This is a genomic window from Herbaspirillum sp. LeCh32-8, from assembly GCF_017814915.1.
Lineage (GTDB): Bacteria > Pseudomonadota > Gammaproteobacteria > Burkholderiales > Burkholderiaceae_D > Herbaspirillum.
Genome location: NZ_JAGIPZ010000019.1, coordinates 1 through 12,173 on the forward strand (window position 1 = coordinate 1; position 12,173 = coordinate 12,173).

The 12,173-nt window shown below is 64.2% G+C and carries 12 protein-coding genes and 1 tRNA gene; 3 read left to right on the forward strand and 10 right to left on the reverse strand.

Translation table 11 applies throughout. The annotated features are described in order from the left end of the window. Positions 1 to 696 precede the first annotated feature (696 nt). Positions 697 to 772, reverse strand: a tRNA-Arg gene (locus tag J8I26_RS21435). Positions 773 to 1,014: 242 nt separating this feature from the next. Between J8I26_RS21435 and J8I26_RS21440 the strand changes: the two genes are divergently transcribed. Beyond that, a complete protein-coding gene (locus tag J8I26_RS21440; protein ID WP_209609153.1) occupies positions 1,015 to 1,590 on the forward strand; it encodes a c-type cytochrome in 576 nt (191 codons plus the stop codon). A gap of 92 nt (positions 1,591 to 1,682) precedes the next feature. Here the strand turns inward: J8I26_RS21440 and J8I26_RS21445 are convergent, their stop codons facing one another. The 5 genes from J8I26_RS21445 to J8I26_RS21465 form a co-directional block, all read right to left on the reverse strand. After that, positions 1,683 to 2,408: an OmpA family protein gene (locus tag J8I26_RS21445; protein WP_209609154.1), complete on the reverse strand. Its 726-nt coding sequence runs from the start codon at positions 2,406 to 2,408 to the stop codon at positions 1,683 to 1,685. 209 nt (positions 2,409 to 2,617) lie between these two features. Further along, the gene (locus tag J8I26_RS21450; protein ID WP_209609155.1) at positions 2,618 to 3,052 is read right to left on the reverse strand and encodes a hypothetical protein; all 435 of its coding nucleotides are present in this window, start codon (positions 3,050 to 3,052) and stop codon (positions 2,618 to 2,620) included. A 25-nt stretch (positions 3,053 to 3,077) separates the two neighbouring features. Continuing rightward, complete coding sequence (locus J8I26_RS21455) at positions 3,078 to 3,479, reverse strand: phage holin family protein (protein ID WP_209609156.1); 402 nt, start codon at positions 3,477 to 3,479, stop codon at positions 3,078 to 3,080. A gap of 9 nt (positions 3,480 to 3,488) precedes the next feature. Then, complete coding sequence (locus tag J8I26_RS21460; RefSeq protein WP_079217878.1) at positions 3,489 to 3,797, reverse strand: DUF883 family protein; 309 nt, start codon at positions 3,795 to 3,797, stop codon at positions 3,489 to 3,491. A gap of 192 nt (positions 3,798 to 3,989) precedes the next feature. Then, positions 3,990 to 5,102, reverse strand: a complete 1,113-nt coding sequence (locus tag J8I26_RS21465; protein WP_209609157.1) for a gamma-glutamyl-gamma-aminobutyrate hydrolase family protein — start codon at positions 5,100 to 5,102, stop codon at positions 3,990 to 3,992. 381 nt (positions 5,103 to 5,483) lie between these two features. On the opposite strand from J8I26_RS21465, the gene J8I26_RS21470 reads away from it, so the two are divergent. Then, positions 5,484 to 6,020: an NAD(P)H-dependent oxidoreductase gene (locus J8I26_RS21470; RefSeq protein ID WP_209609158.1), complete on the forward strand. Its 537-nt coding sequence runs from the start codon at positions 5,484 to 5,486 to the stop codon at positions 6,018 to 6,020. A gap of 69 nt (positions 6,021 to 6,089) precedes the next feature. Then, complete coding sequence (gene kefC, locus J8I26_RS21475; RefSeq protein WP_209609159.1) at positions 6,090 to 7,946, forward strand: glutathione-regulated potassium-efflux system protein KefC; 1,857 nt, start codon at positions 6,090 to 6,092, stop codon at positions 7,944 to 7,946. Positions 7,947 to 8,128: 182 nt separating this feature from the next. Here the strand turns inward: kefC and J8I26_RS21480 are convergent, their stop codons facing one another. The 4 genes from J8I26_RS21480 to J8I26_RS21495 all read right to left on the reverse strand — a co-directional run bounded on the left by J8I26_RS21480 (position 8,129) and on the right by J8I26_RS21495 (position 12,173). After that, the gene (locus tag J8I26_RS21480; protein ID WP_209609160.1) at positions 8,129 to 9,610 is read right to left on the reverse strand and encodes a DegQ family serine endoprotease; all 1,482 of its coding nucleotides are present in this window, start codon (positions 9,608 to 9,610) and stop codon (positions 8,129 to 8,131) included. A 374-nt stretch (positions 9,611 to 9,984) separates the two neighbouring features. Next, positions 9,985 to 11,313 carry an ATP-binding protein gene (locus J8I26_RS21485; RefSeq protein WP_209609161.1) on the reverse strand — a complete coding sequence of 443 codons (1,329 nt, stop codon included), beginning with the start codon at positions 11,311 to 11,313 and terminating at the stop codon, positions 9,985 to 9,987. Next, positions 11,310 to 11,966 carry a response regulator gene (locus tag J8I26_RS21490; protein WP_209609162.1) on the reverse strand — a complete coding sequence of 219 codons (657 nt, stop codon included), beginning with the start codon at positions 11,964 to 11,966 and terminating at the stop codon, positions 11,310 to 11,312. Before J8I26_RS21490 ends, J8I26_RS21485 begins: the two co-directional genes overlap by 4 nt. Before the next feature lie 12 nt (positions 11,967 to 11,978). Beyond that, positions 11,979 to 12,173, reverse strand: coding sequence for a DUF2905 domain-containing protein (locus J8I26_RS21495; RefSeq protein WP_209609163.1), 195 nt, complete (start codon positions 12,171 to 12,173; stop codon positions 11,979 to 11,981).

Consider the following 12,173-nt stretch of genomic DNA (forward strand, 5'->3'; position numbering starts at 1 on the left):
ACGACCGTGTGGCTGCCTTTGGAAGGCAGTGGAAGGTGGGTCAATTGGAGAGGGTCAATTCTGCGAGCAAATCAACACACTCTGCGAGCGCTTTACAAAGCAGAAGACGCAAGCGAAAAAAGAACGTTGATTTAGGCATGTGTCTGTCCGCAGGAACCGCCTCACTTGTCGGCCACTAACGTTGTACAGCAGATCCCAGTTAACGTATGAATGGTAACAGCAGGGTGATTCCTGCCAGTTGCCAAGGCAACTCACTGCTCCGCCCGTAGGGTTGGGGGCTACGCTGCTTATCTATGCAATACCCCAAATAATGCTAAGCTCTGCTCGTGCGCTTGAGGACAAGCGGGTCAAACCTTCGGGTAAGGGCCTCCCCCACAAGACAAACGAAATATGAAAAACGGCCCACCGAAGTGGGCCGTTTTTCATTTGTGATCGTAAGAACAAGTCCGATGCCCTAATTGATATTGCGCAAAGCATATCAATTGAAACAACAGCATAATATTTCCCAACGGAATACGTTGCAATTTAGATAATTGCGTTGGTTTTTCTTTGTATGCAGACGGGAATGGTTATGCGGTCGCCACAGCTCGGTTGAGGTGGAAGCATATTTTTGCCGAAGTAATTTGGAAGCATAAGGCTGCCAAACGGCAAACTTATGGTTCCTACTTCAGCAAGCCTCTGAATTGAAAAGGCTTTTGGCGCGGCTGGCGGGGATCGAACCCACGACCCTTGGCTTCGGAGGCCAATACTCTATCCACTGAGCTACAGCCGCTTTAAGGGACAATTCGGGGCAAAACCCGAAGAGGCCTGAAGGATACCGTCTTTCATTCAGGCCGTCCATGGCGCAAGGCGTTTTTCCGTGTCAAACGGAAAGCATTGTGACTATAATCAAGAGTTCGGCGAGAGAGCGCAATGAAAGCCCTGCCTGATCCTAGTTCCACGCAATGCCAGGCGATACAAAGGGAACCGACGTTTTCCGCCCCAATTTCGAGGACACACTACGGAGGGACGCTAATGAGCTCAGCTCATCAAGAACACGAGTCGGCAATCAGGACTCCCAAGCAGTTGATCGCAGCTGTCGTTGCAGGTTTTCTGGTTCCCATCGTCTGTATTGTGCTCCTGGTCCAGTATGTGACCAACGGCCAGAAGACGGGCGCCGGGTCCGACGGACAGACGTCCGAAATGATCGCGGCCCGCATCAAGCCCGTGGCCGACGACGGCTTCACCTTCCGTGACGCCAACACCCCCAAACAGCTCCAGTCCGGCGAAGAGGTCTTCAAGTCGACCTGCGCCGCCTGCCATGCCGCCGGCGTTGCCGGCGCCCCCAAGGTTGGCGACGAGGGCGCCTGGAAGGCGCGTATCGCCGAAGGCTACGACAAACTGGTCTCGCACGCCATCAACGGCCTGCGCGCGATGCCTGCCAAGGGCGGCAACCCCGACCTGGACGACGTCGAGATCCAGCGCACCGTGGTCTACATGGCCAACCAGTCCGGCGCCAAGTTCAAGGAGCCGGAAGTGAAGGCCCCGGCTGCAGCGCCCGCCGATGGCGCGGCGCCTGCCGCCGATGTCCCGGCCGCCCCCGCCAAGTAAGCGACCGGCGATCATGCATCACGCATGAAAAAGCCCCGGATTTCCGGGGCTTTTTCTTTTGCTGCCGTTGCGAGTGATCCCGTGTGGTCGCGTCAATAACGCTGCGGCGGCGGGGGCGGCGGATAGCTGCCCGGCGCGTAGCCTGCCGGCGCCTGCTGTTGGGCCGCTTGTTGCGGCTCGGCCACGAAGATTTCCACACGGCGATTCTTGGCGCGGTTGGCGTCCGAGGTGTTGGGCACCAGCGGTTCGTGCGAGCCGCGTCCTTGAATAGCGAAACGGTTCGCCGCCACGCCGCGCGTGGTCAGGTAGTCGCGCGTGCGCGCAGCGCGCTGGCTGGACAGGGGGTCGTTGACGGCATCGCTGCCGGTGTTGTCGGTATGGCCGACGATGGTGACATTGGTGGCCGGATTCTCGACCAACGTGGCGGCGAAGCGATCCAGCACCGGACGCATGTCAGGCTTGATGTCGGCACGGCCGGTGTCAAAGGAAATGTCGCTGGGTATTTCCAGCTTCAAGCGGTTGTCGGCAGTCTGTGTGACCTGCACGCCGGTGCCTTGAGTCGCTTGCTCCATGGCGCGCTTCTGGTTCTCCATGCGGTTGGACCAGATGTTGCCGGCCACGGCACCGATTGCGCCGCCGATGGCCGCGCCGCCCAGCGCGCGCCCGCCACCGCCGCCGCCGGTTGCGGCGCCCAAAATGCCTCCGATACCGGCGCCGATGCCCGCGCCGGTGGCCGTGCCGCGTTGCGTCTGACTCATGTCGGCGCAGCCGGAAATGGCCAGCACGCCTGCGATGGCCGCGATCGATAATGTCTTCATGGGGTGTCCTTTCTTGCCTTCTCAGCGTTGTTGTACGGACCTTGCGGCCGGTCTGCTTGAGAGGCGAAGAGGACGCAATATGTTCCTGCGCCGGCGCAGGATTGTGTAACACAAAAAGACAAGGGCACCCGGCGTACCGGATGCCCTCTGGCATTGCTCAAAAGCGTTCGCTGCAGCGAACGACTGCGCGGCCACGTTCCTGCTGCTGCTCAGTCCGGCAGCGGCGGCCCTTCCAACTGCGACTCGTCGTCAGCGGCAGGCTCGCCGCCGCGCTGGCTGATGTAGTACGCCAGGCCGCCGACTGCAGCGATAATGCCGCCGTACAGCATGGGCTTGCGCAGCCACCGACGCGAGAGCAGCGAGGCGCCGGTCATCAGCAGCGGCGTGACCGACTGCAGATTCACATTGCCCAAGCTTCCGCCGGCCAGCGACTTGATCGACTGCATCGTCTTGCCACCGCCCACGAAGGACGCGGCAAAATGCCCGACGCGGCTCAGCGCACCTTTGGCCAGCGACTCGGCGCTGAGGTTCTCGCGCACCACGTGGCGCGCTTCGATCACCCCAAGGCGATACAACGCGCCCTGCGCAAGCACCTTGCGCTTGCGCTCCTCGCGGGTCATGCCGTCATCCGGATCTGTTTGCATGGCTTTCCTCGAATAACCCACCCTGCTACAGCAGGGCGTCACGGTCCTTGCGCAGCTCGGACATGGTGGCCGGTAGCGACAACTTGCCCTGCGTCAGTATCGAACGCGCGTAGAACACCAGGCCAACTGTGGCCACGCTGAAGACGACGCCAAGCAGCGCCAGGATCTTCCAACCCCAGGCATCCCAGGCCAACATCACGATCAGCACGGACCAGAAGGCGATGGCGAACCACAGCGCAACCGCAGCCAGCACAAAGATAACGGCGAAGCGAACCAGGTTTGCGCCGATTTCCGACATCTCCAGCGAGGCCAGTTCGATGCGGCTGATGATGAGGCCGAGCAGGTTCTTGGCCAGGCCGAGCAAACCGGCGGTCAGCCCCGGATTAGGGGGCTGCGCCGGTTGGGCCTCCTTGTGCGGATTCGCCATCGGCGCGGCTTACTTGCTGCGACCGATGACCAAGCCGACCAGCAGGCCCAGGCCAGCCGAAATCGCCACGGCGCGCCATGGGTTTTCGTGCACGTAGTCGTCGGTCTTGGCGGCGACTTCCTTGCCCTTCTCGATGGCGGCGGCCTGTGCGGATTGCGCAGCCTCGGCGGCGGCTTCCAGCAGGGTCAGGCCCTTGGCGCGCAGCTCATCGGCCTTGTCGCCGGTAGCGGCGGCGGCTTCGGCGAACAGCGCCTGGGCGTCCTTGACGAGCGTCTTCATGTCGTTCCTGACGGTCTTGAGAGCGGCGGATTGGGGCATTCGGATTCTCCTTTTTTTCCCGGTTAGCGAAAAGACAAGCTCGGGTGCCGGCGTGACCCTGCACGGCACCCGATCGATTCTACAGAGGCCTCCGCCCGGCGGGTAGCCGGAACGGGGCAATATTGCGGCAGCGCAAAGAAAGTTCGATGGCGCACCCCGGCATTAGTTTCCGGCAATTGCCGGCGGGCCGGATCAGAACCGCGTTTCGCGGGCGGCGCGCAGGAAACTGTCGAGGATGGGCGTGCAGTCCAGCAGCTCGGCGCCGCCCGCGCGGTGGAACTCGGGGTGCCATTGCAGGCCCATCACGAACGGCGCCTTGCGGTAGCGGATCGCCTCGACAATCTGGTCGGGGCCGGACACTGCCTCCACCGACAGGTCGCGGCCGAGATCGCGCACCGCCTGGTGGTGGATGGAGTTGACCACCGCGTTCTCGGTCTTCACCAGCGTCGCCAGCGACGACCCCTGCGGGAACTGCAGCGTATGGTAATTGCTGTCGTACTGATCATTGACGTGAGGAATCGCAGTGGGAACGTCGGTGGCGATGTCCTGGTAGAGGGTGCCGCCGAAGGCCACGTTGATCAGCTGGCAACCGCGGCAGATGCCCAGCACGGGTTTACCGGCCTCGATGAATTCATGCAGCAGCTCCAGCTCGTACATGTCGCGCACGCGGTCGCCGCTCCACTCGGGGCGGGTCGCCGCCTGGGCGTAACTTTGCGGCGAGACGTCGGCGCCGCCCTGCAGCACCAGGCCGTCCAGGTTCTTGGCGTAGTCGCGCAGGCGGATGTTGCTGGGGTGAACCAGGCCGTTGGTGTTGACGGTGGGGATCATGAACACCAGCACGTCGCGCGACATCACCCACTGCGCGATCGACTCTTCCAGATATTGCAGGGTCTTGCTGCGCAAGCCCTTGGCGCCGGACTCAGGATGGAAGATGCGGGCCGACACGCCGATCTTGAGCGTGCGCTGCATGACGCGGCGGCCGGCCTTGTCGGACAGCGCGCGCATGCGGGCGGCGAAGAATTTCCAGGTCTGCGCCCATGGCGCGTCGCCAGCATGATGCGGCGGGGGCGGCAACGCCGACTGCGGCGGCGGCTGGTGCTCGGCGGCTTGCGTAGCCTGTGCCGCCGGTTGGGCGCCGGGGCCGGGCTGTACGCCCGATGCGGCGACCGGCGGTACGGCCTGAGCAGTGGCCTGAGATGCAGGATTTGCGCCGGTGGCATCGGCGGCGGTGGCGGGAACGCTGGCGGGCTTGGCCGGACCGGGTTCCTTGGGCAGGTTGGCTTCGGAATCTTGGATGTCGGACATGGCTGCAATAAGGACTGAATGTGAATAAACTGCGGCGAGTGTCACTGCCGCGGCGTCCATGCATCAAGCGCGCAAGGGTGCCGCAGGGTGGGCTCCGGGTCGGCTGAGTATAAGCGCATTGCCCGGCTTTTGATACCCGCAGGAAAATCGAAGGGAACGCAAGCGCGCAGATCAGACGCGCCGACGACGCATGGCCCGGACGCCGGCTTGTTTCATCCAAGCGGCGGCAGGCGCTTTCATGGCAAACTCCCTTCCCTCTGACAGGCAGACAACGAATGACCCGCGCATGTTCCGGCGATTTTCAGCGCGGCCCGATTTGCCGCATGACAAACAGCACTGACAGCAACGCGCCAGCCTGAACCATCCAGACAAAGACACCCGATGCCCAAGGTACTCATCCTCTACGCCCATCCCGCCGCCGAGCTCTCGCGCACCAATCATCTGATGATCGAGGCCGCCGCCAGGTTGCCCGATGTGACAGTGCATAACCTCTACGAACGCTATCCCGATTTCGTCATCGACGTCGCGCATGAGCAGCAACTGCTGGAGCAAGCCGACCTGGTGGTGATGCAGCACCCGATCCAGTGGTACAGCATGCCGGCCCTGCAAAAAGAATGGGTGGACCGGGTGCTGGCGCGCGGCTGGGCCTTCGGCCATGACGGCAACGCGTTGCGCGGCAAGGGTTTCTGGCTGGTCGCTTCCACCGGCGGCGAGACCGCGGCCTATGCGCCCGAGGGTCGTCACGGCCATCCCTTCGCCGAATTCCTGCCGCCCTACCAGCAGACCGCGCGCCTGTGCGGCATGCGCTGGATGGAACCGCTGATCCTGCACGGCGCGCATCACGTGCCGCCGGTGGAGTTCCAGCGCCACGTCGAACATTATCTCGAGCGCCTTGAGCGCTATCCGGACTGGCAGTGAGCGCGAGCGCCGCTCTCACCGTCTCCTGCGCTTTTGCCGCCACTGACCACACAACACAAAGACGCCATCATGGATGAACACCTGCTCATCGCCCTGGTCTACCTGCTCGCCGCGGTCGCCGCCGTCCCCATCGCCAAACGCCTCGGCCTGGGCGCGGTGCTGGGCTATCTGCTGGCCGGCATCGTCATCGGCCCCTGGGGCCTGGGCCTGATCGCCGACGTCAAGCACATCCTCGAATTCTCCGAATTCGGCGTGGTGCTGCTGCTGTTCCTGATCGGCCTGGAACTCGAACCCAGGCGCCTGTGGGCGCTGCGCCGCTCCATCTTCGGCTGGGGTAGCGCGCAGGTGCTGGGCGTCACCGTCGCCCTGCTGGCTGCCGCCGTCGCCGCCGGCGTACCGTGGCGCATCGCCCTGATCGCCGCGCTGGGCATGTCGCTGTCTTCCACCGCGATCGCGCTGGCCACGCTGGGCGAGCGCAAGCTGACCGCCACCCCGGCCGGCTCGGCCGCGTTCTCCATTCTGCTGTTCCAGGACATCGCCGCGATTCCGATGATGGCCGCGGTGCCGCTGCTGGGCGTGGCGGCCAACCAGGGCAGCGGCCAGGGCTGGCTGCATGCCGGCCAAGTGGCGCTGGTGATCGCGCTGCTGATCTTCGGCGGACGCGTGTTGATCCGGCCGGTGCTGCGCATCATCGCCAAGACCGACATGCGCGAGATCTTTACCGCCTTCGCGCTGTTGCTGGTGATCGCCACCTGCCTGCTGATGCAATCGGTGGGCATGTCGATGGCGCTGGGCACCTTCCTGGCCGGCGTGCTGCTGGCCGACTCGGAATACCGCCACGCGCTGGAGAGCGACATCGAGCCCTTCAAGGGACTGCTTCTGGGCCTGTTCTTCATCGCGGTGGGCATGTCGGTGGACTTTGGCGTGTTCCTTGCGCAACCCTGGCGCATCCTCGGGCTGGTGGCCGCCTTCATCGCCATCAAGTCCTTCATGATGTGGCTGCTGGCGCGCTGCTTCGGCATCCCGCGCGGCCAGCAATTGTTCTTCGCCTTCCTGCTCTCGCAGGGCGGTGAATTCGCCTTCATCGTGTTCGGCGCCGCCGTCAGCGCAAAGGTCTTGACGCCCGAAGTCTCGTCCATTCTGGTGGTAGTGGTGGCGCTGTCGATGCTGATCACGCCGCTGCTGTTGCTGGTGCACGACCGCCTGCTGGTGCGCTGGCTGGAAGGAGGCAACCGCCGCCCGGAAGACAAGATCGAGCCGCAGGATCACGAAGTCATCATCGCCGGCTTCGGCCGCTTCGGCCAGATCGTCGGACGCCTGCTGTTTGCCAACGGCATCGGCGCCACCGTACTGGATCACGATCCGGACCAGATCGACTTCCTGCGCAAGTTCGGCTTCAAGGTGTTCTACGGCGACGCCACCCGCATCGACCTGCTGCGCACTGCCGGCGCGGCCAAGGCGCGCGTGCTGGTGATCGCCATCGACGACGCCCAGGCCACGCTGGACATGGTGGAAAAGGTGAAGGAAGAATTCCCGCACCTGCAGATCGCCGCCCGCGCGCGCAATGTCACTCACTACTACGACCTGATGGACCGCGGCGTCACCGTGCTGGAGCGCGAAACCTTCGAGAGCGCGCTGCAGATGGGCCGCCAGGTGCTGCAGCAGCTGGACTTCGGCGCCTACCGCGCGCGCCAGGCGGCGATGAAGTTCCGCGCGCACAACCTCAAGACCTTGTTCGAGCTCTACCCGCACTACAAGGACCAGACGCAAATGGTCTCGATGGCCGTGCAGGCGCGCGAAGAGCTGCAGGCCATGTTCGCCGGCGACCGCGCGGCGATGGAGCGCGAACACTCGCACGACCATTGGCGCGGCGAACCGGCCTCGCCTGCACCGACGCAGGAGAAACCGGCGGCGGGACATGAATGAGCACCCCCGTCGCCCCATCCATGCGCCGATAAAAAAAGGCCGGGCACGCTTGCGCATGTCCGGCCAATCCCTCACTACATACCACGTACTACTCTCACTACTCACACTGCGACTTCTACCTCTACTGCGTACTACCCCACGAGTTGCTGCTACCGGTATTACTCACCACAAAATCTGCAATCTCAATTGAGCGTCAAGGGCACGAAGATCTTTTCGTCGCCGCGCTCCACCAGCAGCGCCACGCTCTTGCCGGCCTGGCTGGCCAGCTTGCGCAACTGGTCCGCGGAAGTCACCGGCGTGCCGTTGAGCGCCAGGATCACGTCGCCGCTCTGGATGCCGGCGACCGCAGCCGGGCCGTTGACGTCTTCCACCAGCAGGCCGTTCTGGCCGCCCAGCTGCTTCTGTTCATCCTTGTCCAGCGGGCGCACCGCCAGGCCCAGGCGGCCCTGGTTCTCCGCCTTGTTGGCCTGCGCCTCGTTCTTGGCCTGCTTCATCTCGCCGACCTTGACGTTGATGGTGCGCACCTTGCCGGCCCGCATCACCTCCAGCGGCTGCGAAGTACCCGGCGCCGTATCGGCCACCAACGTGGGCAAGTCCACCGAATGGTCGATCGCATGACCGTTGAAGCTCAGGATCACATCACCCGGCTGCAGGCCTGCCTTGTCGGCCGGTCCGCCCTTTTCCACCGACGACACCAGCGCGCCCTGCGCGCTCTTCAGGCCGAAGGATTCAGACAGCGTCTGGTTCAGGTCCTGCACCGAAACGCCCAGACGACCACGGGTCACCTTGCCGTGTTGCGCCAGCTGTTGCTCCACCTTCATCGCCACGTCGATCGGGATCGCGAAGGACAGGCCCTGGTAACCGCCGGTCTGGCTATAGATCTGCGAGTTGATGCCGATCACCTCGCCACGCAAATTGAACAGCGGGCCGCCCGAGTTGCCCGGATTGACGGCCACGTCGGTCTGCAGGAAGGGCACGTAGTTGTCGTCCGGCAGGCTGCGCGACTTGGCGCTGACGATACCGGCGGTGGCGGTGTTGTCGAAGCCGTAGGGCGAGCCGATCGCCAGCACCGGTTCGCCGACCTTGACCTTCGACGGATCGCCGATCTGCACCGTCGGCAAATTCTTGGCGTCGATGCGGATCACCGCGATATCGCTCTGCTTGTCCACGCCCAGCACCTTGGCCTTGAACTCGCGGCGGTCGGTCAGCTTGACCACCACTTCCTGCGCGCCGTCGACCACGTGGGCATTGGTCAGGATCATGCCGTCGGGCGAGATGATGAAGCCGGAGCCCAGGCCATGCATCACGCGCGGCTGGCGCGGCATCTGCAATTGCGGGCCGAAACGCTTGAAGAATTGCGCGAACGGATCATCGGGATCGGCGTCGTCATCGTTGTCGGCGACCTTGCTGGCCTTGCCGGTGACGCTGATGTTCACCACTGCAGGGCCGGCGCGCTGCACGATGCCGGAGAAGTCGGTCGCCGCCGCGATGACGGGGCCGGCCGGCGCCGCCGGCGCGGTGTTGGAGGCCACCAGCGGGGCGTTGACCGTGGCCGCCTGCGCGGACGGCAGGTCGGCGCCGCGAAAATACACGTAGCTGCCGCCGACCACTGCGGCGATCATCACGGCCAGGGTATTGCGTACGAAAACAATGCGACGGCTCATCATGCACTCCTTTTCTTCTCAGAAAAATATCATCGGCGGCGCCAGCTTTCCTGCTGTGGATGCTGCAGCTGCTCTGCCGTTGGAATGAAGATTAGAGCGGGAAAATTAAGACAAACTTAAGGAAAAAAGAGAGACGGGAAGCATGGTGGGAGACTGTGCTCAGGCCCTTGAGCGAGATGACGTGGCGAACGCCACTGGGTCCCGGCCTGCGCCGGGACGACAGGTCGTGGATAACCTCGAACATCCGAGGCTCGAGCTTTCTGCTTCGTGGCGTCCTGACGAAATTCAGGATCCAGCGTCGTTCAGCGGACGTCAATACGCAACAAACGCCCTCAGATCGCAGCCCGGGCCGCGACGACAACACTACCGCGCGGCTATGCCTGCAAGGGGAACGTGACGCGCGCCTGCAAACCCTTGCCGGTATTTTTCAACTCTACCGGCACGCGATGCAGGTCGGCGATCTGGCGCACGATGGCCAGGCCCAGTCCGCTGCCGAAGGCGGCACGCCCGGCGTTCTGCTCCTGCGGACGGCGCGCGCGGTAGAAGCGGTCGAACACGCGCGGCATCTCGCTCTCGGCGATGCCGGGGCCGCTGTCCTGGATCAGCACCGTGCAGCGACCCGTCGTAGAAGTATCAAAGGACACGTCGACCACGCCGCCCGCCGGCGTGTAGCGCAAGGCGTTGTCGACCAGGTTATTGAACAGGATGCGCAGGGCGTCGGCGTTGCCCTTCACCCGCAGCGGCGGCCCGGCGTCATCGCCGGAGAGGCCGAGATCGATGCCGCCGTGCTCGGCCACCGACAACAGGTCGCCCACCACGCCACCCAGCAATGCACGCAGGTCGACATCGGCCAACTGCATCGCATCGGGCTCCTGGCGGGCCAGCGTCAGCAGCTGATGCACAAGATGAGTGGCGCGCTCCAGGCCGTTCTTGAGATCGACGAAGGCGGCGCGGCGCTCTTCCTCATCGGTGGCGCGCTCGGCCAGCTGCGCCTGCAGGCGCAGCGCGGTCAGCGGCGTGCGCAGCTCGTGCGCGGCGTCGGCCACGAAGGCGCGCTGCGCTTCGGTGGAATGCTTCAGGCGCGCCAGCAGATCATTCATGGCATGGGTCAGCGGCTGGATCTCCTGCGGCATGCCCACATCGGCCAGGGGCTGCAGCGAGTTCATGTCGCGCGCGCCGACTTCGGCGGCGGCGCGGCGCACCGGCGCCAATCCGCGGCTGACCGCCAACCAAGCGAGCACGCCGATCAGCGGGAACAGCAGCAGCATCGGCGCCACCGTCTTGACCGCCATCTGCGCGGCGATCTCGTCGCGCGCGCTTTGCGGCTGCGCCACCTGCACCACGGTGTTGCCGATCTGGGCGCTGTAGACGCGCCACATGCCGTTGGGCCCGCGCACATTGGCAAAGCCCAGCTCGGCCTGGCGCGGCATAGCACTGCGCGCATGCGAGTGATAAATGACGGTGCCGCGACTGTCCCAGATCTGCATCATGATCTCGTCTTCCAGCTCGGGCAGCTGCTGGCCGGGCGAGATCGGCGAGAACGCCTGGCGCGGCAGCGAAGCGGCGATCTGGCGCATTTGATAATCGAAGATCTGGTTGGCCTCGCCGCGCGCCTGGAAGTACAGGCCGGCGCCGGCGATCACGATGATGGAGAACAGCCCCAGGCCCAGCCACAGCAGCAGCTTGTTGCGTACCGAATTCATGCCGGCACCAGGTAGCCGACGCCGCGCACGTTCTTGATGAAGTCGCTTCCGACTTTCTTGCGCAGCGCGTGGATGTGCACTTCGACGGCGTTGCTCTCGATGCTGTCGTCCCAGCCGTAGAGTTTTTCCTCCAGTTGGGCGCGCGACAGCACCACACCCGGGCGATCCATGAAGGCGTGCAGCAGCGTGAACTCGCGTGCCGACAGATTGACCGGCTTGCCCGCCACGGTGACTTCGTGGGTGGCGGGGTTCAACACCACCTCGCGCACCTGCACCAGGCTGTCGGCGCGGCCGGACTGGCGACGCAGCAGCGCGCGCATGCGCGCGGAAAGTTCTTCCAGGTCGAAGGGCTTGATCAGGTAGTCGTCGGCGCCGGCGTCCAGGCCGGCCACGCGGTCGGCCACGGCGTCGCGCGCGGTGGTGATCAGCACCGGGATGCCGTTGCCGCGCTCGCGCATGGTCTTCAGCACCGCCAGGCCATCCTTTTGCGGCAAGCCGAGGTCGAGCAGTAGCATGGCGTAATCCTCGTTGCGCAAGGCGGCATCGGCCGACTTGCCGTCCTGCACCCAGTCGATGGCGAAGCCGTCCTGGCGCAAGCCCTTGCGCACCGCTTCGCCCACCATGGGATCGTCTTCCACCAGCAATATGCGCATGTCGGCTCCGCTCTAGAGAATTTTGGCCAAGACGAACACCACCGTCGACAGCAGGATAGTGGACGCAAAGGGCAGCGAAAAGGTGCGCCCGAACAGGCGGAAGCGCACGTCGCCGGGCAGCCTGCCGATGCCCAGCTTTTCCAGCCAGGGCAGGATGGACGAGAACACGATCACGGCCAGGAAGATCACCACCACCCAACGTATCAT

Bases quoted from the DNA above. Each gene is read 5' to 3' on its own strand.
- J8I26_RS21440 (WP_209609153.1), top strand. From the start codon at position 1,015: ATGAGCTCAGCTCATCAAGAACACGAGTCGGCAATCAGGACTCCCAAG.
- J8I26_RS21445 (WP_209609154.1), bottom strand. From the start codon at position 2,408: ATGAAGACATTATCGATCGCGGCCATCGCAGGCGTGCTGGCCATTTCC.
- J8I26_RS21450 (WP_209609155.1), bottom strand. From the start codon at position 3,052: ATGCAAACAGATCCGGATGACGGCATGACCCGCGAGGAGCGCAAGCGC.
- J8I26_RS21455 (WP_209609156.1), bottom strand. From the start codon at position 3,479: ATGGCGAATCCGCACAAGGAGGCCCAACCGGCGCAGCCCCCTAATCCG.
- J8I26_RS21460 (WP_079217878.1), bottom strand. From the start codon at position 3,797: ATGCCCCAATCCGCCGCTCTCAAGACCGTCAGGAACGACATGAAGACG.
- J8I26_RS21465 (WP_209609157.1), bottom strand. From the start codon at position 5,102: ATGTCCGACATCCAAGATTCCGAAGCCAACCTGCCCAAGGAACCCGGT.
- J8I26_RS21470 (WP_209609158.1), top strand. From the start codon at position 5,484: ATGCCCAAGGTACTCATCCTCTACGCCCATCCCGCCGCCGAGCTCTCG.
- kefC (WP_209609159.1), top strand. From the start codon at position 6,090: ATGGATGAACACCTGCTCATCGCCCTGGTCTACCTGCTCGCCGCGGTC.
- J8I26_RS21480 (WP_209609160.1), bottom strand. From the start codon at position 9,610: ATGAGCCGTCGCATTGTTTTCGTACGCAATACCCTGGCCGTGATGATC.
- J8I26_RS21485 (WP_209609161.1), bottom strand. From the start codon at position 11,313: ATGAATTCGGTACGCAACAAGCTGCTGCTGTGGCTGGGCCTGGGGCTG.
- J8I26_RS21490 (WP_209609162.1), bottom strand. From the start codon at position 11,966: ATGCGCATATTGCTGGTGGAAGACGATCCCATGGTGGGCGAAGCGGTG.
- J8I26_RS21495 (WP_209609163.1), bottom strand. From the start codon at position 12,173: ATGATACGTTGGGTGGTGGTGATCTTCCTGGCCGTGATCGTGTTCTCG.